We start from the raw sequence: 19,518 nt of genomic DNA on the forward strand, positions 1-19,518 counted from the left end.
AAGCACAAAAGCTTTTGCTTCAGAAAGAAGATGACCAGCTTCAAGCCTTCGAAACCCACTTCCGACAGCGTCTGGAAGAGCTACGACAGCAACCGCTAGCAGCGCTGAGCCAGGTGCTTGCGAATCACTGGCTCCTGGTGGCCAGCGCCGGTAGAGACAGCAGTAGAGACACCGGTAGAGACATGGGCACTGGCATAGATACAGGCGCCACCCACTACCACAGCACCGAGCAGCTCTGGCCAGAGCTGGCCAAGGGCGGGCCGAGCGAGTTCATTACTGATGCTTCTACCCTGCTTCATCTGGCAACCATCCGTCAGGCGGCCCGTCCAAACGGCATCAAGCCGGAAGCTGTGCGTCTCTGTATCATTGCCCTCCTGGCGGGTCTCATTCCCACGCTCAGCGGACCTTACGCCCTCGCCACACTGGAAGCCCTTAGCCTGGTGCTCAGCACCGGACGCCTCTGCCGGGTCCCCATCCCGCTGACAGCAACGCAGCCGCTCGACCTCTTTGGCCAGCTCAGGGCCACAGAGCGCCTTTTCCTCCCTGCCAGCTCCCTGGCCGATACCGTACTGTGGGCTGCTGACCATCCCAAGCAACTGGCCATCGTCGTTCTCGAAGGGCTGGACCGCCTTCCCGGCGCCCCAGTTTATGTGCCGCTTCTACAGCAATACATCGTCATGCAGCTTCTCCCCGCATCAACGCCGATACCGGTGCCACTCTTCCATCCCCAGGCGCTCCCTCCTGGCGATCCCTACCGCTCTCTGGCGACCTTCCGCTGGCCACCCAACCTGCTGCTGACCGCGACCTGCGATGACGACCTGCACAGCCTGCCACTACCCAAGATCACCCGGGGTTGGCTGGTCCACCTCAACCCCAGTCAGCTCGCTCTAAGCCTCAATCAGCAGCAGCTCAATGGTCATCAGGAGCGGAGCGAGATAGCCGCTGAGGACTGGCGCCACTGGCGTCTCACCGTCCACCAGGCACTCGTAAGCCCAGCCAGCAACGAGATGAGCGCCAGCGCGTTTTCCGCCATCATAGATCAGCTCAAGCGGACTGCCCGCTGCTTCGATTGCTCCTTCAATGAGAAGCTCCTGAACAAGGCGGCCTATGATCCCAGTGCAGAGGCTGCTGCTTCCCTGGAGGAGGTGGACTAAGGCCATGACCATCACCATCGCGCTGCTCCAGGGCGAACAGGCCAGATACTTTGTCACCTCCTCGCTGCTGGGAACTGTCCAGGCTGCTCCGGAGACACTGCAGGCTGAGGCCGTACGCGCGGTCCTCTGGGCCTTGTACCGGGGAGGCGCCAACTCCCTGAGCAGCGACTCCGCCGTCTCAACCCGCACGCTGCTCCATCACACGCGCCACCTGCTGCTACCCTTCGCCCGGCAGCCACCAGCCTCCTCCAACGGCGCTACAACAACGACGACAGAACAGATCAACCGCCAGTTTCTGGAGCGCCTCGCCGAGCAAGGCGATCTGCTCCCAATCAATCGCGCGGGGTCGCACTGGCTACCGGCCCCCCCGCGCCTTATTCCACTGGGCAGCCGCTATCTGCTCGCCGGTGGCCTCCCTCTGCACGCGCTACCCGGGACGCTCCAGAAGCAGATCACCCTGCGCACTACCCTGCGCCTGCTCCCGCTCACCACAGACAAGGACTGGCCCTACGGCTACCAGAGCCTGACGAGCTGGCTCGGCCCTCAGCCACCCAGCCTGCGCGAGCTGCAGAGCGCCTTCCTGCAGACCCCACTCACTCCTGTGGAGAGAACCCCAACGGCGAGCGACCAGATCGAGGTCTACCTGCCCCAGAGTCGCGGCCCCCAAGAAGAACGCTGGCAGCCGCTGATACCCACAGCCACGGCGTCACCGGGGCGCTACCTATTGCGCAGACCAGACCGCTGGCAGCCTGGATGCTTCCACTACAGCATTGCGTGGCTGAATCAGGGGCGGATTCTGCAGGAATCTCAGCCTGGAGAGAATCAGGACATTGCCCGCCTCTGCTACGCCCTCGATCAGGCCGCCGGCAAACAGGCAATAGCCCGCTGGTATGGCCAGGCCGGCAGCGAGACGCTGGCCCTGCATCTCGAAAGCCGCCTGCCCCGACGCGAGTACCGCCTGTTGCTGGCCCTGAGCGAGTGCCTCACTACCGAGCGCAGCGCCCCACTCCGCTATCGCTGGCAGGGCATCGCCGTCGAAGATAGGCCCCGCATCGAGGAGACACTGTGGCCCCTGGGCCTGACCTTTGCAGAACATCTCAACCGCTGAGTCGAGACCAGTCGCCAGCGCCCGCCAGCGCCCGCCAGACCTACCTCAGCGCCCCGGCTTGCGGCCAATGGTGACGTGAAACTGGAATTCCGTACCGTAGTTGCGCCACTCCTCCGGCAGCGAGGCCAACAGCTCACGCCATTCTTCTACCGGCATAAAAGATGCCACGCGCTCAGTAAGCGCCGACATCACAGCCAGCATATCTTTCTCCAGCAGGCGCCCACCCTGGCCGCCAGCTTCGCCCATCACCACGCCATAGGTCCGCTTTTCGACAGCGATCGCCCCCGCCTGCCTCAAGAGGGTCGGCATATTGAGAGCAATCAGCGGATCAAAGCCCCAGCCCGCAATCGCCCGATTGACCAGATCGCGCAGATGGGCCGAGCGCGGCCCCGGCTGGTTGAAATACATGCCGGCCTCCGTCAACTGCAACCAGCCACCAGGACGCACCAGGCGCAACAGCTCGCGCAGCACCTGCGGCCAGGCCGAGGCCGGCACCGCCAGAATCAGCAAGCGCTGATGGACCAGATCAAAGCTGTTCTCGGGAAAGGGCAGCCCCTTGAGGACGTCGCCATAGACATAGTCAACGTTGGCCGGCACCGTCGGCAAACGCTCCGGCGGCTCAACGTCCACCCCCATCACTTGACACAGCGGATAACGCTGCCCTACTTCGCGCGCCCATAGTCCCGTGCCACATCCCACATCGAGAATCGCCCGCGGATAATCGTCGAGCGGCGCAATTATGTGCTGCTTTTGCACGCTCATGAGCGCGTAATGCTGAAAGTTGAGGCGATCGATCTCGGCCTCATCCTTCGGTAAGACATAGGGGACATCCTGGAGATAACGGCGCTGCCACTGCTGCTCTTCCTCCGCGCGCGCGTCCTGTCCACGCAGCGTCAGCTCCCCCGTCCTGATCGCCGGCAGTCGCCGCGTCCTCCTAAACAGGCCCCATAACGGCATCCTGGCCTCCTTCTCATGATGAAATACCTGGCTCTCTTCGTCTGTCCCCTGGTGAAGATTAGCGCTCTTGCCCCATGCACTAGATGCCGCTGCTCATGGAGATTGCCGCCCACCAGAGCAGCAGAGACCTCGCCAACCTGCCAGGCCGGACAAGAGGCAACGAGGGCATAGCGCCCTCGTTGCTCATAAGAGAGTATACTTGGTCATCGCTCAAAAATGGAAGGATCTACGTGAAAAGGGCGCCAGCAGCCTTGACCGGGTGGCAGCCATGCCCGTCTGTGATGGGCTGCCACGGCCTGCCTCCAGGGTCGGGGGAGTACGCACAGCCAGGAAGCTCTAGGCCAGCACGCCGATCATCTCCAGCTGCACCAGCAGCTCAAGACCCGCGCGCAACGGCAAGCGCTCCGTCTGCGGCAGGGCCTGCAGCAGCTCCTGCGCTGTCTCCTCCAGGTGAGCCAGGGTATGCACGCCATCGAAGAGCGAGAGCAGCACCTCCTCACCCGGGTGCAGGTCCAGATAGCGCCCCGTCTGCCGATTGACCACGCGCCGTGTCTGGCGTACCGCTCCCTGATAGTAGTAGAGACCATCGCACAGCTCCGCCTCCTTGAGACGCAGCTGGCGCCCCGCGTACTGGGCCGCCAGCTCCTCGCGACGGTAGGGCGCTCCAAAGAGGCCATTGACCAACTGCTGCGCCTCATGCAAAGGATAGCTGCCAAAGAGGCTCAGCGACTCCGCCCGCGTCGCATAGCCCGAGGCCAGGCGCGTAAAAGCCTGGCGATCAGAGAGGTTCAGCTCGCTGCCGCTGCGCGCCAGAATGCGCCGCGCCTGCCAGAACCAGCTTTCCAGCGAGAAGTTATTGCTATACCAAAACGCCGCCATATCGCGGTAGGCTTGCAAATAGGTGCGATAGGTCTGGGCATAAAACTCCCAATAGCGGCGAACCTCCTCATCGCTGCCAGCCGCAAAGCTCGACACCAGGGTATAGGCCGCTTTCTGCCCCAGCTCATGGGCCAGCATCACGCCAGAGGAGAGGATCGGATCGACAAAGCCCGCCGCGTCGCCGACCATCGCCCAGCCGCGCCCGCTGATCTGGCGACTGCGGTATGACCAGTCCTGAATAGCACAGACCAGGCGCCGCTGATCGGCAGCGATGCGCGTCAGGTGTGCCTCCTTGAGGAGATCGCGCACCTCGGCGCAGGTCTGCAGCTCCTCCAGATAGAGCTGCTCCGGTCCCGCGGGCAGCTGTTTGAGCGTCTGGCGATGGGTCACAAAGCCAACGCTCATGACATCGCGCCTCAAAGGAATATACCAGATCCAGCCGCGCGGCGTCGTGATAATGCAGATGCGCGTTAGCTCGGGATAGCCCGTATACTCATAGAGCCACTTCGCTCCCTGCCAGTAGGCAAAGAGGGCATAGTTGTTCATCTGCCCATCGTACTCGCGCAGCTTGAGGGCATGGCCAAGCAGGGCCTGCTGCCCGCTGCAATCGAGGACCCAATCGCAGAAGACCGTCTGTGGGCCACGCTCATCGACAAACTCGACGCCGATGGCCCGCGGCTCCCGCCCGTCCTGGCCCTCAGCGGGCAGCGGTGCCAGCGGCTCGCGATCCCAGAGCACGCGCGTCACACGCGCCCGCTGGCGCACCTCGACCCCCAGGCTGGCGGCGTGGCGTAGTAACAGCTCGTCATACTCCGCGCGCCGCACCTGCCAGGCTCGCGTGTAGAGCCGCGGCAGACGCTTGCCCTGAGCCACGAGCTGCGAGATCAGCTCATCGAACTCGAAGCCCCACGGCTCGCGGCTCTGTCCCCAAATAAAGGTCGCTCCCAGTTTCTCCAGGAAGCCCGCGTTGGCCACCTGCTCGTACGCCCCCATCTCCTCCAAGACCGGCGAGGCCCCCGCCAGCAGCGACTCCCCCACATGGTGGCGGGGAAAAGCCTCTTTTTCGAGCAACAGTAGACGCAACTGCGGCGCATAGCGGCGGGTCAGGGCCGCCACCGTGCTGCCCGCGGGCCCGCCGCCGATAATGACAACATCGTAGCGCCTGGTCATCGTGAGTGCCTCCTTTCCCTAGAGGCGACGCAGACAGAGCACCCCTCCGCTGAGCAAGGCCACCAGCCGTGTTGACGTACAGGCAATATCGGCAATGCGCACCAGTGGCAGCCCCTCATGCTGAGCCTGCCAGCTCTGGCCCAGATCATCCGAGCGGAAGATGCCGCCGCCCGCCAACACGAAGAGCAAGCGCTGGCCGGCCCGCTCGCAAGAGACCACCCGGCGAATGCCGCCGCCGCCGTGGCCAACCGGACTGCGGCGCCAGTTGCCGTCGGGTCCCGCCAGCAGCAGGATATTGCCGATCCCCAGCGCCAGCGGCTCAGCGCAGCTGGCCACCAGCGGCCAGTTGGTATCGGCCTCCAGTCCGCGTATCCAGTTGCTCCCATCATCGGTTGAATACCAGAGGCAGACATGATACTGCCGCGGATCGTAGGTTGCCGCCACCAGATGCTCAGGGGTCGCCTGCAGGGCCGCCAGCAGCGTCACCCCGAACGGAGGCGTCAACTGGCGCCAGCTTGCACCATCGTCGGCGCTGTGCCAGAGGCGGCGGCCATCGCCGCTGGCCACCCAGATGTGACGATTTGGAGCGCTACCGGCCCAGGTAATCAGCGTATTGCCCTCCAGCGGCTCCGCCAGCAAGAGCTGATGCTCACCGCTAGCCGGCCAGAGGCGTAGCAGGCCCTCGGGTCCCGCCAGCAGCAGCGTTTCATCGTCGACGGCAGCCCAGCCGGTCAACGGCAAGCTCAGCCCTTGCAGGCGCTGCCATTCCGCCGTCTCGCCCGCCTCGTCCTCTGTCAGCCTGGCCTGCAGTGGGGCCGTATGTGTCCCCACCAGCCACAGACGCTCACCCTGGGGCTGCAGACGCAGCAGATCATGCAGCGGCGGCTCTGGAAGAGCACGCCAACTGTGACCATCGTCGTCACTGACCAGCACCCCCTCAGCAGTGCCCGCATAGAGCCGGCCCCTGCCCCGGCCCTGGCGACAGATATGCACTATCCGCCCGTCGACCGTCTGCCAGCTCCTGCCGCCATCGGTCGAGCGCAGCAGGCCGCGCTGCGTTCCCAGCAAGAGCGTGCCGGCCTCCGTCGTGAAGAGCGAGAGAGGATGGACCCCTTCCAGGTCCACCGCCGCCTGCAGGGATTGCCAGCGCTCGCCTTCGGCATCAGCCTGCAGCAGGGTGCCATCCTCCAGTACCGCCAGCACTTCCCCACCCGGCAGGCGCGTCAAGACCTCGACCGCTCCCTCGCTGCTCTCCAGGACCCGCCGCCAGCCGCGGCCACCGTCGCGCGAGCGATAGATCCCCTCATCGGTGGCCGCCAGGACCGCCAGCCGATCCAGCCAGAGGAGATCAGTGATCTCCTGGCTGTGCAGACCAAAGGAGACGTTGCGCCAGGTGCGCCCGCCATCGCTGCTGCGCAAGATGCCGTTGGCCAGCGTCCCAGCCAGCACGGTATTGTCGCTGCCGAACGTAGGCGAGGGCGCCAGGGCCGTCACCCCGACGCTTCCATCCTCGATCTCGGCGCGCTGCCAGCCGGCTCCGCCCGTGAGCGAATAGGCCAGACCGCCATTGCCGCCGGCTAGTAGCAGATTGCCATAGGCCCATAAGACCGTGACCGGCGCCGGCGGCAAGAGCACCGGCCCCGGCTCCCACGTTCCAGCCTCTGCCTCTTCCGGCTGCTCGGAGGCCGCCCGATAGCAGGCAACGCCTCCCAGACCACCGGCCCACAAGCGACCCGGCGCCGGGGCCAGGGCATAGATTGGCGTCGGCAAAGCCGGCGTCACCAGCTCGCGCCAGGTCTGTCTGTCTGACTCCGATCCTCTCCCTGTGGTCATACTCAAAAGCAGACACCTCCTTCCGCTTTGCTCAGCTGCGTCACGCGCTTCAGCTTCAGCGCCCTCGGCTCTTGTCATTATCGCAGAGAGCCGCAAGCGCCTGCGCTCTCCCACCACTCAGTGGCCACAGAGGAAGATCACAGGCCGCCGGGTCTCCTCCCCACAGACGTGGCTCGCTGCCCGCTGCCCGGCCCCCCTCGCGTTCATCCATGAAAGACCACCGCATCGGTGGTGACCAGCATTGTTGCCAGACTGACCGCTGCCTGTAAGGCCCCACGCACAATGCTGCAGCAGTCCAGGATGCCGCGCTCCCACATCGAGGCCACCTCACCACGCAGGGCATCAAAACCATAGTCGGCCCCCCGGCGACGCACCTCTTCCAGCACCAGCGGTGGATGCCTGCCTCCATGATTGCGCACAATCTGCAGAAATGGCTCCTGCAGCGCAGCCTCCAACAGCGCTACCCCCTGACGCTCGTCATCGGCGGCACAGGCCACCCGCGCCTCCTGCAGCGCCGGCAGACAGTTGAGGAGGGCCACGCCGCCACCGGGCACCAGGCCGCCCTCGTAGGCCGCCTCCAGCACGCGCAGCGCCTTTTCTGCCTGCTCTTTTCTCAGCTCCAGCTCATGCTCGCTGACAGCTCCGATCTTGAGAATGCCAATCCCGCCCGTCAGACGCGCCTGACGCAGGCGCAGAAACTCCCACTCGCTCTGTTTCCCGCGCGTGGTCTCGCGTAGCGCGGCCCGCACCGCCGCCAGGCGCTGCTGAATATCGCGCGTCCGTCCCTGACCGCCGATGAGCGTCACCCCCGTGGGAGTGAGGATCGCCTGCTGGGCGTGGCCCAGGTGCTCGCGTCGCAGATGGCGGCAGAGGGTGCCAGTCAGCTCCGAAAGCACTGTGCCCCCTGTCAAGGCCGCCATATCGGCCAGGTCATCGTGCACCAGGGTCGCCCCGCTGGAGAGCACCAGCAGGCCGAGCGTCACCAGGCCACGCACGTGGTTGGCCGTCAGCATGGTCAGGGCCGGCCCCCGCAAGGCGCGCGCGACCACCAGCAGAGGGGGCCGGCCTGGCTCGGCCAGCACCAGCTCCAGCATGGGCAGCACCTGCTCAACTTCGTGCAGTTCCTCATCGGCGAGGACAATCCAGGGCTGACGCAGGATCAGCCCAGCCTCGCCCTCCGGCAGGAGCGCACGCGCCGGGATGTAGCCGTCCCACTTGCCTCCGCGAATATACTCGTGATCAAGACCCGGCCAGGGCAGCTCCTCGGTGACAATGGTCGAGCACGGCCCCAGCACCTCGAACATGCGCGCCAGCACCTCGCTCAGCTCGCTATCGCCCGTCACCCCCAAAACCAGGGCCTGCACCTCCTCACAGCGCCCCAAGGGACGCGCCTGACGCTCCAGAGCGGCCTCGACCGCCACAAGGGCCCGCTGCAGGCCACGCGCCAGGGCCGGCGGACTGGCCCCCGCCGCTAGCTGGCGACAGGCCTCGTGCACCAGGGCCCGCACCATGACTGCCGCCAGCGCTACCCCATCGCCATAGCGCTCGTGCAGCTCCAGCGCCATCTTGCGCAGCAACATGGCCCCCAGATTGTCGCCGCGGTCGCGCAGGGCGATGACGCGCCGCGCAATGGTGCTGGCGTCGGCCAGGACCTCGCACTCACTACGAGTCCGTTCATTGAGAACCAGGGTGCGCGCCGGCCCTAGGGTCAGGGCCAGGGGCCGGGCCAGCAGATCAACGCCACGTACCAGGAGGCGTAAGGCCCGCGGCAGGCGGATCAGCGAGGGCTGCTGCGCCACCCGCCGCAGCTCCGTAACCAGGCGCCGCGCCTCCGCCAGCCGATAGCCGGTCGTGACGTCGCGCGGATCACGCGGCCTCAGCGTCGTCATGGCATGTCCACCTTTACCTCACCTCGACGCGCCAGCAGCACCAGCGCCCGCCTCCAGAGCAGCAGGGCCGCCAGCACCGGGGCAATCAAGAAGAAGCCGGCTATCGAGAGATAGCCGACAAGCATGACGACCAGGGCCAGCAAGAGCGAGCCGGCTGTCAGCAATGGATAGCGCCAGGCCAGTCGCAGAGCCTGCCAGAGCAGCGACCAGGCCCCCTGCCCCGGCTCCGCCAGAAAGAGCGGCCCCCAGTAGGCGGCGCTGAAGAGCAGAATCAGCAACAATAGCCTTAACAGGATATCCAGCAGCAGGAACTGAAGCGGAGCCACTACGATGATCAGCAGACAGAGGAGACCACAGAGGCCCGGCAGCGGCGCCAGCGTGCGCAGACTCGGCAGCAGCAAACGCCCCAGCTCGTCGCGCACCGTCGCCAGGTCCAGCGGCTCCTGGCGATTGAGACGGGCCACGCCGCTAAAGAGCACAGCTGTCGCCGGCAGCAAGGCCAGAGCACTGTAGGCCACCAGGAGCAGACGTAGCCCCAGCGGAAGAGCCGGCCAGGCCAGCGCCACTAAGGCCGGCACCAACTGCACGGCCCAGGCCACATTGAGGGCCACCAGCCGCTCCAGCTGATCGCGCAAGAGGGCAAAGGCGCCCCAGATCGGACGGCGCAGAGTCTCCTCTGAAAGGGCATCGGCCTCGAACTCTTCAAAGAACGGCATCGTCTCTGTTCTCCCTGTACCCGGAAAGCATCACAAATACATCCGCGATACCATCGATACCATGATGGCATGCACCACCGTTGCACAATTGCATAGCGAGACCGGCACGGCGGGCAGAGAGCCAGACGCACAGCCTGTCGCTCCTACCCGTCGTGCCCCGCGGTACCCGTTGATGTCGTCGGCCAGCCGAACGCTCGCCGACTCCTTCCCATGCGAGCCGGCTGGCCGCCTCAGAGCGGAAGCGGGCCTACTTCAGGCCCTGGATGCGCACGCCGCGCAGCAGATACTCGCGGCAGAGAATGAACATCACAAAGATCGGGAAAGTCTGCAGGAGGGCCAGCACCATCAGGCCATTCCACGAGAGGCCCGCCGCCAGCGCCGAGCGCATGGCCGCCGACTGGCTCAGGGCCGTGGCACGGTCCATCACGCCCGAATTGATAAAATTGTTCATGACCGTGTATATGGCCAGCGCCGTCGGAGCCTTGTCGTTGCTCTGAATGACCAACTGCGGCCACAGGAAGCTATCCCAGACCGCGTAGAACTGAATCCAGGCCACTACCGAGTAGACTGGGATACTCATCGGGAAGACAATGCGGCGGAAGATGTTGAACTCCGAGCCGCCATCGACACGCGCCGCCTGCAGCACCGAGTCGGGAATCGTGTCAAAGTAGCCCTTGAAGATCAGGTAGTTGTAGGCATTGAAGATGCCCGGCACAATAATGGCCCAGGGCGTATCGTAGAGCGAGAACGTCGGAAAAGGTTGATCGGTGCCCGGCAGATTGGGCACAGAGGCCCCCGGCAGGGCAAAAGGGAAATTGAGCGTCAGGAAGAGCATCGGGATCAAGAGCACCGCCAGCGGGATCATCAGGGTGCCGATAAAGAAGAGAAAGGCCCAGCGCGCGCGCCGTCCACGCAGCAGTTTACTGGTAGCGTAGGCGGCCATCGAGGTCACCGGAAGCGAGATCAGCAGGGTCACAGAGGTCATGAAGAACGAGTTCCAGAAATAGACCCAGAACGGTTCTCCTGCCGATCCGGCTAGCAAAGCCCCGGCACCGCTGTTCTCGGCCCACTGGATCACCAGCTTCCAGGCCGCCAGCGTGGGATGGAGCGGCCAGAGCACCGGCGTCGTCGATAGCGTGTCCTGCGCCGGCGTGATCGAGGTCACGATCATGATATAGAATGGCACCAGGTGGGTCAGAACGCCCAGCGACAACAGGATGACCATCAGCCACCAGCCCAGCCTTAGCAAGGGCTGCTTTCTGCCAACCTTTGGGAAAAGCATAGACACAACAAACACACTCCTTCTGCTACCTGACTGACTTGCGCGTTCGTGCCCGGTCAGGCATCCGGGTCCTCCTTGAAGAAGGTGCGGAAGAGCACCACGATGGCAAAGATCACCAGAAAGAGATAGATCGAGAGCGCTGTTGCATCGGCGTAGCGCTGGTTCTGGATATAGGAGAAGAGGTAGAGCATGACCGTGCGACTGGCCCCCTCGGGCTGGCCGCCCGTGAGAATCTGCGGCCAGGTATAGTCTTGCAACCCCTGGATGATGCCGTAAACCAGCATGACAGCGATCACTGGACGCAGGCGCGGCAGGGAGACAGTCCAGATCTTGCGCCAGAAGCCGGCCCCCTCGATCTCCGCCGCCTCAAAGTAGGAGCGGGGGATGCCCTGCAGAGCCGCCATATAGGCCAGGCCGGCGACGCCCGGCCCCGCCACGACTACCGCCGGGAAGACCAGCCAGAAGAGCACCTGATGTGGATCGTTGAGAAATGGCTGGTGCGGCAGATGGAGGATCTCGGTGGCGATGTACTCCAGCAGACCATACTGGTCGTTATAGAGATAGCGCCAGAGGATGCTATTGGCAATGACGCTGATCGGCAGGAACCAGAGAATCATCATCCAGCGCATCAGGCGCGGCGGCAGCTCCATCAAGAAGATGGCGATCAGCAAAGGGAAGATGAAGGTCAGGGCCACCAGCATGCTGCCGTAGAAGAAGGTGACGCGAAAAGCCTGCCCCACCAGGGGATCGTTCCAGACACGGAGGTAGCTCTCCAGTCCAGTAAAACGACTGGGCAGCATCGGCTGGGCGTCGGTAAAGCTGATCAGAAAGGCCATCAACAGCGGATACCAGCCCCAGACGAGCTGAAAGAGGGCCGCCGGCAAGAGAAAGAGCCAGGTCTCTAGCCGGCTGCGCCGCCGCAGGCGCTGGGCCTGGGCTGGCTGCTCCACTTCGCTCGCGCTCGCCGGGACTGCCAATCCAGTAAGCGGTTCAGACATTGCTCTCGTGCTTCCTTCCATAGAAGACGGGCCGCCGGGAACCCCTGGCTGCAGTGTAGTCAGGGGAGCAAGGCGACTCTCTGCTTGCTGTCCGCATAGGGTTGAGCACTCCGTCCCTCCTCACGCTGGTGAGGCCAGAGGCGCCGACCGCAGGTCAGCAACGCAACGGCTCCACTCCGGCAGGCAGAGTCAAGGCCGGCCCAGACTGGCCAGGGCTGGCGGGTCCGTCGGGGCCCGGCTCGCCAGCCCTGCCAGCCAGTACAGCGACACTGGCCCTGCGCAGGAGGCCGGGGAGGGTCGTCTGCTGCTTCCTCCGGCCAGGGGATGGCCTGGCTTAGCTCCCCAGAGCGGGCAGGACCTTCTGCACGTACCAGGGGTGGAAGAGTTCCGCCGAGTAGAGCGGGGCATATTTCGCCCAGAAGGCATCGAGATCGGCAAAGAACTTCCTGGCACTGGCAATGAAGGTATCCCTGGACACACTGGAGGAGAGCGAGGAGAACTGGGCGTTCTGGACGTTCTGCAGCTTCATGAGCACCGCCGGGATGCTGTCCTGGGTGTAGGCCAGGCCCGAGTTGGCATCGTTCCAGGCGTCGCCCGTCGGACCCGGATTCTGCTCCGCCGGGAAGTAGAGGCCGGGGTCGGGGAGCTGGGGAATGGCAGCGGCGGCGTTGACGGCCTGCATCGTCAGCTTGCCCCAGGCCTGTTCAGCGGTGCCGTTGATGCCGTAGTTGATCTGCTGCTTCGACATCGGCGGCACCTCCAGGAAGACATCCTTGAGGTCGTGGGTGACCTTGTAGATCTCCTGGCGCTGCTTGACCAGTTCCTCGCCGATGATAAACTGCACCAGGAAGTCGAAGGCTTTGGCCAGAGCTGGCTTGTTGCGCTGCAGATGGGGATCGATGGAGCCGATAGCCGAACCAGCCTGCGTGGCGCCGAAGGAGCCGAGGTAGCCGATGGGGTGCGAGATCCAGCCGACGACCTCCTCAAAGGGCTTACCCACTTTGACGGCAATGTTGATGGCGCTCGTCGGGTCGGTCACCGGGCGCGTGAAGAAGCCCGTATTGTTGGCCATCATGGCCACGTCGCCACGGGCAAAGGCCTGGGCCACGTCGCTATCGCCGGTCGAGAGCGAGGAGGTAATCGATTTGTCCGTGAAGTACATGCCACGCCAGTTCTCGACGACCTGCTCGTATTGGCTCAGCCAGGGCGTGAGGTTGTAGCGCCAGGGCCAGGCGTTGGAGGGCGTCGGTTCCAGGCCCAGAGCGCCGTAGCCGGTGGGACCGGAGTTGAGGCCGTTGGCCTGCAGGCTCTGGTCGAAGACGTAGAACTGGAGGGCCGCCCCCTTCATTTTGGCGCTGGTCAGGGCCTTGGCCAGCTTGCGGAAGTCGCTCCAGGTCCAGCCCGGCGTCGGCTCAACCAGCCCGTTCTGCTGGATCAGGTCGCGTCGGAAATACATGCCGTCGCCGGCTCCATAGCCGCCTGGGGTGCCGTAGTAGCGCCCGTTGACCTTCCAGCTGCGGTAGACGGGCAGGTAAATAGCGGTGAGCTGGCTCTCCAGCCTGGTGCTGACCACCAGGTCGGTGACGTCCGCTGCCAGGCCGCGGGCAAAGGCACTGCGCACGACGTTGTTGATGAAGGAGCCAAGGATGTTGCCTTCAAACCAGGTCGGGGCCGTGCCGGCAGCGATGGCCTGGGTGACCGCGGACTGGCTCCAGATGTTGGTGTCGGTGTGCTTGATCTTGACGCCGGGATTCTTCTTGAGCCAGTCGGCCAGGGCGTCGGCATAGGCCTTGAGGGTGATGTTGCCTTTCTGCTGCTCGGCAGTGGGCATGGCGTCGCCCGGCCAGCCGTTGGTCAGAAAGGTGACGTTGACAACCGTGTTGGAGCTGCTCCCTCCACAGGCGGCCAGCAAGGCCCCACCCGCCAGGGCCACACTCCCCGCAGCAGCTGTGCGGAGCAGCTGCCGGCGCGTCAGGGTCCTCTCAGGCGCAAGCAGCGGCTCTAGAAGGGTGCGCGTTTCGTGAGCCATGATGTCATCTCCTTCTTTGGAAGCTGGTGAATGCTCTGGGTCCATCCTTGTCGTCCTGTATCTGAAGCCCTGTGCTTTGCCTCGTCGTCCGTGTCTGTCTCGCCTCCGTTGCCTAACGCGGCCTCTCCTTGCGCGTCCTTCCAGCAATCTGCTCGCCTGCCTTCGAGGCTGCCTTAGCTGTACATCAGTTCAACCGCGTGTACGGTCAAATGCTGGCCCTCCTCCGCTCTGACCATGACTCAAGTCTCAGTTGTGGGAGCGATCCCATAACTCTATTGAGAGTGTACATAACAAAAGGATAACTGTCAAGCTCTCGATGGCGCCATTCTACTCAGCTTGCAAAGCCCGCTCCGAGCGCGGATCGAAGAGTAGCAGACGCTGCGGGTCAAGCCCGATCTGCAGCACCGCCCCCTCTTCCGGCAGGGCGCTCAGCTCCTCTGGTTCCGGCCAGACAGCGACCAGGCAGGGTGCCGGTTGTTGGGCTGTCTGTAACTCCAGGGTGACCTCTACTTCGCCGATGAGGGCCTCGACCGCCAGAGCGCGAGCCGGGCCGCGCCAGAGGGAGAGGCCAGCTTCGGCCTCTTTTTCTAGCTCCCAGGGGGGGACGATCTCGCGCGGGCGCAGGCCCACGATGATGGCCGCCTCCGGGTGCCTGGCCAGCACGTGCTGCCAGGCGGCATCGAGCGGGAGGCTCAGAGCACCAAGCTGGCAGAGATAGCGCCCCGCTTCGTTGACAAGAGTGCCTTCCAGCAGGTTCATTGGCGGGTTACCCAGGAAGCGGGCCACGAAGAGATTGGCGGGATGTTCCAGCAGCTCGTTGGGGCTGCCGACCTGTTGCAGGCGTCCTGCGGCCATAATGGCCAGGCGATCGGCCAGGGCCAGGGCCTCGCTCTGGTCGTGGGTGACGTAGAGGCTGGGTACGCCACGCAGGCGGTGCACGGCCAGCACGTCGCGCCGCGCTTGATGGCGCAGGCGGGCATCGAGGTTGGCCAGTGGCTCGTCGTAGAGAAAGACGTTGGCGTCGCGGGCCAGGATGCGCGCCAGGGCCACACGCTGCTGTTCACCGCCGCTCAAGGTGTCGATGCTGCGCCGCAGCAGGGGCGTGAGCTGCAGCTTCTCGGCGGCCTCCAGGACACGGCGCTGGATTTCATCCTTCGGCAGACGGCGATTCTCCAGGCCATAGGCAATGTTGCCGTAGACGTCCATGCTCGGGTAGAGGCCGTAGTCTTGGAAGACCATGCCGACGTTGCGCTGGCGCGGGCTGAGGCGGGTGATGTCTTCGCCTCCTAGCAGGACGCGCCCTTCGTCGGGCTGCTCCAGGCCACAGATGATGCGCAGGACGGTGGTCTTGCCACTGCCCGATGGCCCGAGCAGGACGAAGAATTCGCCGTCTTCGATGCGAAAGCTGACGTGGTCGACAATGCTGCGCCCGTCATAGCGCTTGACGAGATTCTGTACTTCGAGTGTGCTCACGCTTGCTCTTCCCTCTGTGTGCTGGCTTCGCTCGTCGCTTGTTGGCTCTGCGGCTGCTCTGCCTGCTCGTGCGCCGTCTCTTCGGGCCGGTTCGGCTGGTCAGCGGCGACGACGGGCGTGTGGAGCAGGGCGCGCCCATCTTCGGGATCAAAGAGGTGGATTTTGCGCAGGTTGACGGCCAGCGGCACCTCGCGCCCGAGGTAGCTGCCGGGCAGGCGCGCTTTGAGGGTGGCCACGAAGTCGCGCGGGGTCGGCTCCAGGGTGCTCAGGTAGACGGTGCAGCCGCTGACGGTCGGTTCGATGACGTTGACGAGGCCACGGATAGTGCTGTCTTCGCTGATGGCAAAGTCGGCCCGGCGCGGCGGCTGCAGGTGCTCGGGCCGGATGCCCAGGTTGAGGCGCCGGCCTGTGTAGGGGGCAACGCGCTCCTGAAATTCTGCCGGAACGGGCAGGCGAAAGGCCGGATGGGTCAGGAGCAGGCGCCCGTTGTGGTCGGGACGCTCGTCGGGGCGGACCTCGACTTCGAAGAGGTTGATGCCCGGCGAGCCGATGAAGAAGGCGACGAACTGGTTGCAGGGCCGCTCGTAGAGGTCCAGGCCGCTGCCGACCTGCTGCAGCTTGCCGTCGCGCATGACGGCAATGCGGTCGCCAAGGGCCATCGCCTCGGCCTGATCGTGGGTGACGTAGACCGCTGGCTGCCCTTTCTGGCGGTGCAGGGTCAGGATGTCTTCGCGCGCCTGGTGACGAAGCTGGGCGTCAAGGTTGGCCAGCGGCTCATCGTAGAGATAGAGGGCAGCGTCGCGCACCAGTGCCCGCGCCAGGGCGACGCGCTGCCGCTCGCCACCACTGAGTTGACGTGGCTTGCGCCTCAGCAGGTGCTCGATGCGGAAGAGACGGGCCGCGTTGGTAACGCGCTCGCGGATCAGGTCGCGGGGCGCATGGCGAGCACGCAGGCCGTAGGCGATGTTTTCGAAGACGGTCAGGTGCGGGAAGATGGCGTAGTCTTGAAAGACCAGGGCAACGTTGCGGTCGCGTGGACGGATGTCGTTGACCAGGCGCTCGCCGAAGTAGATGCGCCCGTCGCTGACCGGCTCTAGCCCGGCCAGCAGGCGCAGGGTGGTGGTTTTGCCACAGCCGGAGGGGCCGACGAGGACGAAGAGTTCTCCCGGCTGGATGTGCAGGTTGAGGTCGTCAACGACGGCCCGCTCGCCGAAGCGTTTGATGAGATGCTCGATGACGATGCCTCCGCTGGCCGGACCCATAGGCTTCTCCTTCTCTTGTTCCTCTCTCTTCTCTGTATGCTTCGTGCTCCGCGTGCGTTTCTGCTTTGCTTGCTCTGTTGGTCTGACGTCAAACGTCAAACGTCAAACGTCAAACCGGCTCCTTCCTGCCTGGCTGTCAGGGATAATCGCAGTGGGTTAGAATAAGGCGGGCGGGCCAGGACTGTAGAGGAGATGCTCGTCATCGGCGGCAAAGTAGAGGAGCTGCTCCCAGTCGGGCCGCAGGCGCTGCAGACCACGGCTGTCGTCGGCCTCCTCCAGCGGCAGGGAGACGATGACGCGCTGCCCCAGCCAGTGACCGTGTACGAGGGCGACGCGCTCGGTGGGGAGGCGCTCGCTATGGCTGATCTCCAGTGGCAGGCCGTCCGCCTGGTCGCGCAGCCAGTGCTCGGCGCGCACGCCCAGCCGCAGCGGCCCCGATGGCAGGCGCCCGGCTAGCTCCTCGGGGAGCGGCCAGCTCCGCCCGGCGATCTGCAGGCGGCCCTCGCTGAGGGCGGCTGGCAGGACGTTGAGCGGCGGGCTGCCGATGAAGGTGGCCACGAAGAGGTTGACGGGTGTGTAGTAGAGGTCGTCAAAGCTGCCCACTTGCTCGATACGCCCCGCACGCATGACGGCCAGGCGGTCGCCCATGAAGATGGCTTCTTGCTGGTCGTGGGTGACGTAGAGCGTGGTGACGTGGAAGGTGCGTAGTAGCTTCTTGATCTCGATGCGCGTCCGCTCGCGCCGCTTGGCATCCAGGTTGACGATGGGTTCGTCCATGAGAAAGATGGTGGGGTCGCGTACGATGCAGCGAGCGATGGCGACGCGCTGCTGCTCGCCGCCGCTGAGAGTCTCGGGGAAGCGGCCCAGCAGGTGCTGAAAGTCGACGCCCATGAGCTGGGCGGTGCGCCGGACACGCTCTTCCATCTGCTCATGGGTGTAGGCGTGGTGTTCGAAATAGTAGGCCAGATTCCCCTTGCTCTTCATGGCGGGGTAGAGGGCGTAGTCTTGAAAGACCATGCCGACGCCGCGGTCCTGGGGCTTGATCTCGGTCATGTCGATGTCGCCGTAGTAGATGCGTCCGTGGGTGGGGAATTCGAGGCCGGCGACAATCTTGAGCAGGGTGCTCTTGCCACAGCCGGAGGGGCCGACGATGGCCAGCGTCTCGCCGTCGGCTACTTCCAGCGAGATGTCGCGCAGGGCCGGCTGGCGCCCCCCGGGACCGTCATAGTCCTTGACGATGTGTTCGAGCCGCAGGCTGGTCATGCCTGTCTTCCTTCCTCCCTGAGCTTCCCGGTGCCGGCCCGGCCTGGCGCTGGCCGCGCTCTGTTCGGCCTGCCCTCGCCATGAGGGCCGACTCCCGGCGATTCCTTTCTCTTCTCTTCTTTTCTGCTCGGTGCTACGCTGGACCGTTCCAGGCTGGTCGTTGCACCGGCCTGGCTCCCTTTTCTGGCGACTCCTTCGCGCTCTTCCTACCCTCCGCTGGCTACTGGAGATTCTGTATTCTGTATTCTTTGTACGCGGCTGACGCTGGCCCGCACTGGCCGCCTCTCGCCGGCCTGGCCCGGATCTCTCTGGCCATTTCGCCCTTCAGCCAGCGCGTTGCTCTTCGCCCGAGGCGGCGGGCGCGCTGAGGTGTCGGGCTTGCCGGCGATAACCACAGGACTGGCGAATGATGAGGGTGGTGGGCAGGATGATCTGGGCGCGCTCGCGGCGGTTGTGCTCCAGTTGGTCGAGGAGCAGCTCGGCGGCGCGGGTGCCCATCTCCACGCAGGGCTGACGGATGGTGGTCAGCTCGGGAAAGATCATGGTTGTCTGCAGGAGATCGTCGAAGCCGACGATGGCCAGATCATCGGGGACCGAGAGGCCGCGCTCCTGGACGGCGCGCACGACGCCGGCAACCATCATGTCGTTGGAGGAGAAGAGGGCGGTCGGCGGCTCCGGCAGGTCGAGAAAGCGCTGCGTCCAGGCGTAACCGCTGGCGGGGGTCCAGTCACCGTCACCGACAAGGGCTTCGTCGAAGGGGATGCCGGCGGCGGCCAGGGCCTGACGATAGCCCTCGAGGCGCGCATGGGTGCAGACGTCTTTCGCCAGCCCTTTGAGCATGGCGATGCGCCGGTGCCCCAGGGCGATCAGGTGCTCAACGGCCACGCGCGCCGCGGCGACGTTGTCAACGTCGACGTATTGCAGGTCGCCATCATCTTCGGGATCGTGCCCAACGCGCACGTAGGGCATGCCCGCCTCGCGCAGCATGGCGGCGCTGCGGTCCTGACGGTCGCTGCTGATGAGGATGACGCCGTCAAAGTGGCGCCCCCGCAGGAGGCTGAAAAAGGTGGCCTCGTTCATGTCTTGCCGCCCGATGAAGAGCATCGGGGTGTAGCCTCGCTGGGCACAGACCTGGCTCACGCCACGCGCGATCTCGGCAAAGATAGGATTGCCAAAAAGATGATGGGCATTGTCAGGCAGGATCAACCCCACCAGGCGCGTCTTGCGCATGACGAGCTGCCGCGCCGCCGCCTGCGGCGCGTAGCCGTAGCTGTTGATGACTTCCTGCACGCGGTCTCTGACGCTCGGCCTGACGTTCGGTTGCCCATTGAGCACTCGCGACACTGTTGAGCGAGATACTCCGGCAATGCGCGCGATATCCTCAATCGTTAATTGCGACATGAGCCAACCTGCGCGCCTCCAGGGCGGTTCCACGTTTACTTTTGGCTGCTGTTTCGTGTACAATACCTCGTGGGATCGCTCCCACGACGTTGCTATGTGCAAGC

General features: G+C 64.7%; 14 protein-coding genes. 2 read left to right on the top strand and 12 right to left on the bottom strand.

Features of this window, described 5'->3' with window-relative positions; all coding sequences use genetic code 11:
• Both BGC09_RS18065 and druD read left to right on the top strand, forming a co-directional pair.
• On the top strand, window positions 1-1,154 hold a 1,154-nt coding region (locus BGC09_RS18065; protein WP_218104096.1), incomplete at its 5' end, for a hypothetical protein.
• A 4-nt stretch (window positions 1,155-1,158) separates the two neighbouring features.
• Entirely contained in the window at window positions 1,159-2,262 is a 1,104-nt protein-coding gene (gene druD / locus BGC09_RS18070) for a Druantia-type antiviral defence protein DruD (RefSeq protein ID WP_069805632.1), read from the top strand.
• 45 nt (window positions 2,263-2,307) lie between these two features.
• On the opposite strand, the gene BGC09_RS18075 is transcribed toward druD, so the two are convergent.
• From BGC09_RS18075 to BGC09_RS18130, 12 genes are all read right to left on the bottom strand, one after another.
• On the bottom strand, window positions 2,308-3,219 hold the full coding sequence (locus BGC09_RS18075; RefSeq protein WP_069805633.1) for a class I SAM-dependent methyltransferase: 912 nt from the start codon (window positions 3,217-3,219) through the stop codon (window positions 2,308-2,310).
• A gap of 336 nt (window positions 3,220-3,555) precedes the next feature.
• On the bottom strand, window positions 3,556-5,268 hold the full coding sequence (locus BGC09_RS18080) for an NAD(P)/FAD-dependent oxidoreductase (RefSeq protein WP_069805634.1): 1,713 nt from the start codon (window positions 5,266-5,268) through the stop codon (window positions 3,556-3,558).
• An 18-nt stretch (window positions 5,269-5,286) separates the two neighbouring features.
• On the bottom strand, window positions 5,287-7,101 hold the full coding sequence (locus BGC09_RS18085; protein WP_069805635.1) for a WD40/YVTN/BNR-like repeat-containing protein: 1,815 nt from the start codon (window positions 7,099-7,101) through the stop codon (window positions 5,287-5,289).
• Between the two features lie 203 nt (window positions 7,102-7,304).
• A complete protein-coding gene (locus BGC09_RS18090) occupies window positions 7,305-8,990 on the bottom strand; it encodes a TCP-1/cpn60 chaperonin family protein (protein WP_069805636.1) in 1,686 nt (561 codons plus the stop codon).
• Window positions 8,987-9,706 (bottom strand): hypothetical protein, encoded by a 720-nt coding sequence (locus tag BGC09_RS18095; RefSeq protein WP_069805637.1) that lies wholly within the window; start codon window positions 9,704-9,706, stop codon window positions 8,987-8,989. The genes BGC09_RS18090 and BGC09_RS18095 overlap by 4 nt, the downstream gene beginning before the upstream one ends.
• Before the next feature lie 247 nt (window positions 9,707-9,953).
• Window positions 9,954-10,988, bottom strand: a complete 1,035-nt coding sequence (locus tag BGC09_RS18100) for a carbohydrate ABC transporter permease (protein ID WP_069805638.1) — start codon at window positions 10,986-10,988, stop codon at window positions 9,954-9,956.
• 56 nt (window positions 10,989-11,044) lie between these two features.
• On the bottom strand, window positions 11,045-11,986 hold the full coding sequence (locus BGC09_RS18105) for a carbohydrate ABC transporter permease (protein ID WP_069805639.1): 942 nt from the start codon (window positions 11,984-11,986) through the stop codon (window positions 11,045-11,047).
• Window positions 11,987-12,320: 334 nt separating this feature from the next.
• Window positions 12,321-14,015: an ABC transporter substrate-binding protein gene (locus BGC09_RS18110; protein ID WP_069805640.1), complete on the bottom strand. Its 1,695-nt coding sequence runs from the start codon at window positions 14,013-14,015 to the stop codon at window positions 12,321-12,323.
• A 327-nt stretch (window positions 14,016-14,342) separates the two neighbouring features.
• Complete coding sequence (locus BGC09_RS18115; RefSeq protein WP_069805641.1) at window positions 14,343-15,488, bottom strand: ABC transporter ATP-binding protein; 1,146 nt, start codon at window positions 15,486-15,488, stop codon at window positions 14,343-14,345.
• Complete coding sequence (locus BGC09_RS18120) at window positions 15,485-16,750, bottom strand: ABC transporter ATP-binding protein (protein ID WP_069805642.1); 1,266 nt, start codon at window positions 16,748-16,750, stop codon at window positions 15,485-15,487. Before BGC09_RS18120 ends, BGC09_RS18115 begins: the two co-directional genes overlap by 4 nt.
• Before the next feature lie 156 nt (window positions 16,751-16,906).
• Window positions 16,907-18,013: an ABC transporter ATP-binding protein gene (locus BGC09_RS18125; protein WP_069805643.1), complete on the bottom strand. Its 1,107-nt coding sequence runs from the start codon at window positions 18,011-18,013 to the stop codon at window positions 16,907-16,909.
• 324 nt (window positions 18,014-18,337) lie between these two features.
• Window positions 18,338-19,414, bottom strand: coding sequence for a LacI family DNA-binding transcriptional regulator (locus BGC09_RS18130; protein ID WP_069805644.1), 1,077 nt, complete (start codon window positions 19,412-19,414; stop codon window positions 18,338-18,340).
• Between the last annotated feature and the right edge of the window lie 104 nt (window positions 19,415-19,518).

The organism is Thermogemmatispora onikobensis, from assembly GCF_001748285.1.
GTDB classification, from domain to species: domain Bacteria; phylum Chloroflexota; class Ktedonobacteria; order Ktedonobacterales; family Ktedonobacteraceae; genus Thermogemmatispora; species Thermogemmatispora onikobensis.

Coding starts and splice junctions, on each gene's coding strand:
- druD (WP_069805632.1), top strand. CDS start 1,159: ATGACCATCACCATCGCGCTGCTCCAGGGCGAACAGGCCAGATACTTT.
- BGC09_RS18075 (WP_069805633.1), bottom strand. CDS start 3,219: ATGCCGTTATGGGGCCTGTTTAGGAGGACGCGGCGACTGCCGGCGATC.
- BGC09_RS18080 (WP_069805634.1), bottom strand. CDS start 5,268: ATGACCAGGCGCTACGATGTTGTCATTATCGGCGGCGGGCCCGCGGGC.
- BGC09_RS18085 (WP_069805635.1), bottom strand. CDS start 7,101: ATGACCACAGGGAGAGGATCGGAGTCAGACAGACAGACCTGGCGCGAG.
- BGC09_RS18090 (WP_069805636.1), bottom strand. CDS start 8,990: ATGACGACGCTGAGGCCGCGTGATCCGCGCGACGTCACGACCGGCTAT.
- BGC09_RS18095 (WP_069805637.1), bottom strand. CDS start 9,706: ATGCCGTTCTTTGAAGAGTTCGAGGCCGATGCCCTTTCAGAGGAGACT.
- BGC09_RS18100 (WP_069805638.1), bottom strand. CDS start 10,988: ATGCTTTTCCCAAAGGTTGGCAGAAAGCAGCCCTTGCTAAGGCTGGGC.
- BGC09_RS18105 (WP_069805639.1), bottom strand. CDS start 11,986: ATGTCTGAACCGCTTACTGGATTGGCAGTCCCGGCGAGCGCGAGCGAA.
- BGC09_RS18110 (WP_069805640.1), bottom strand. CDS start 14,015: ATGGCTCACGAAACGCGCACCCTTCTAGAGCCGCTGCTTGCGCCTGAG.
- BGC09_RS18120 (WP_069805642.1), bottom strand. CDS start 16,750: ATGGGTCCGGCCAGCGGAGGCATCGTCATCGAGCATCTCATCAAACGC.
- BGC09_RS18125 (WP_069805643.1), bottom strand. CDS start 18,013: ATGACCAGCCTGCGGCTCGAACACATCGTCAAGGACTATGACGGTCCC.
- BGC09_RS18130 (WP_069805644.1), bottom strand. CDS start 19,414: ATGTCGCAATTAACGATTGAGGATATCGCGCGCATTGCCGGAGTATCT.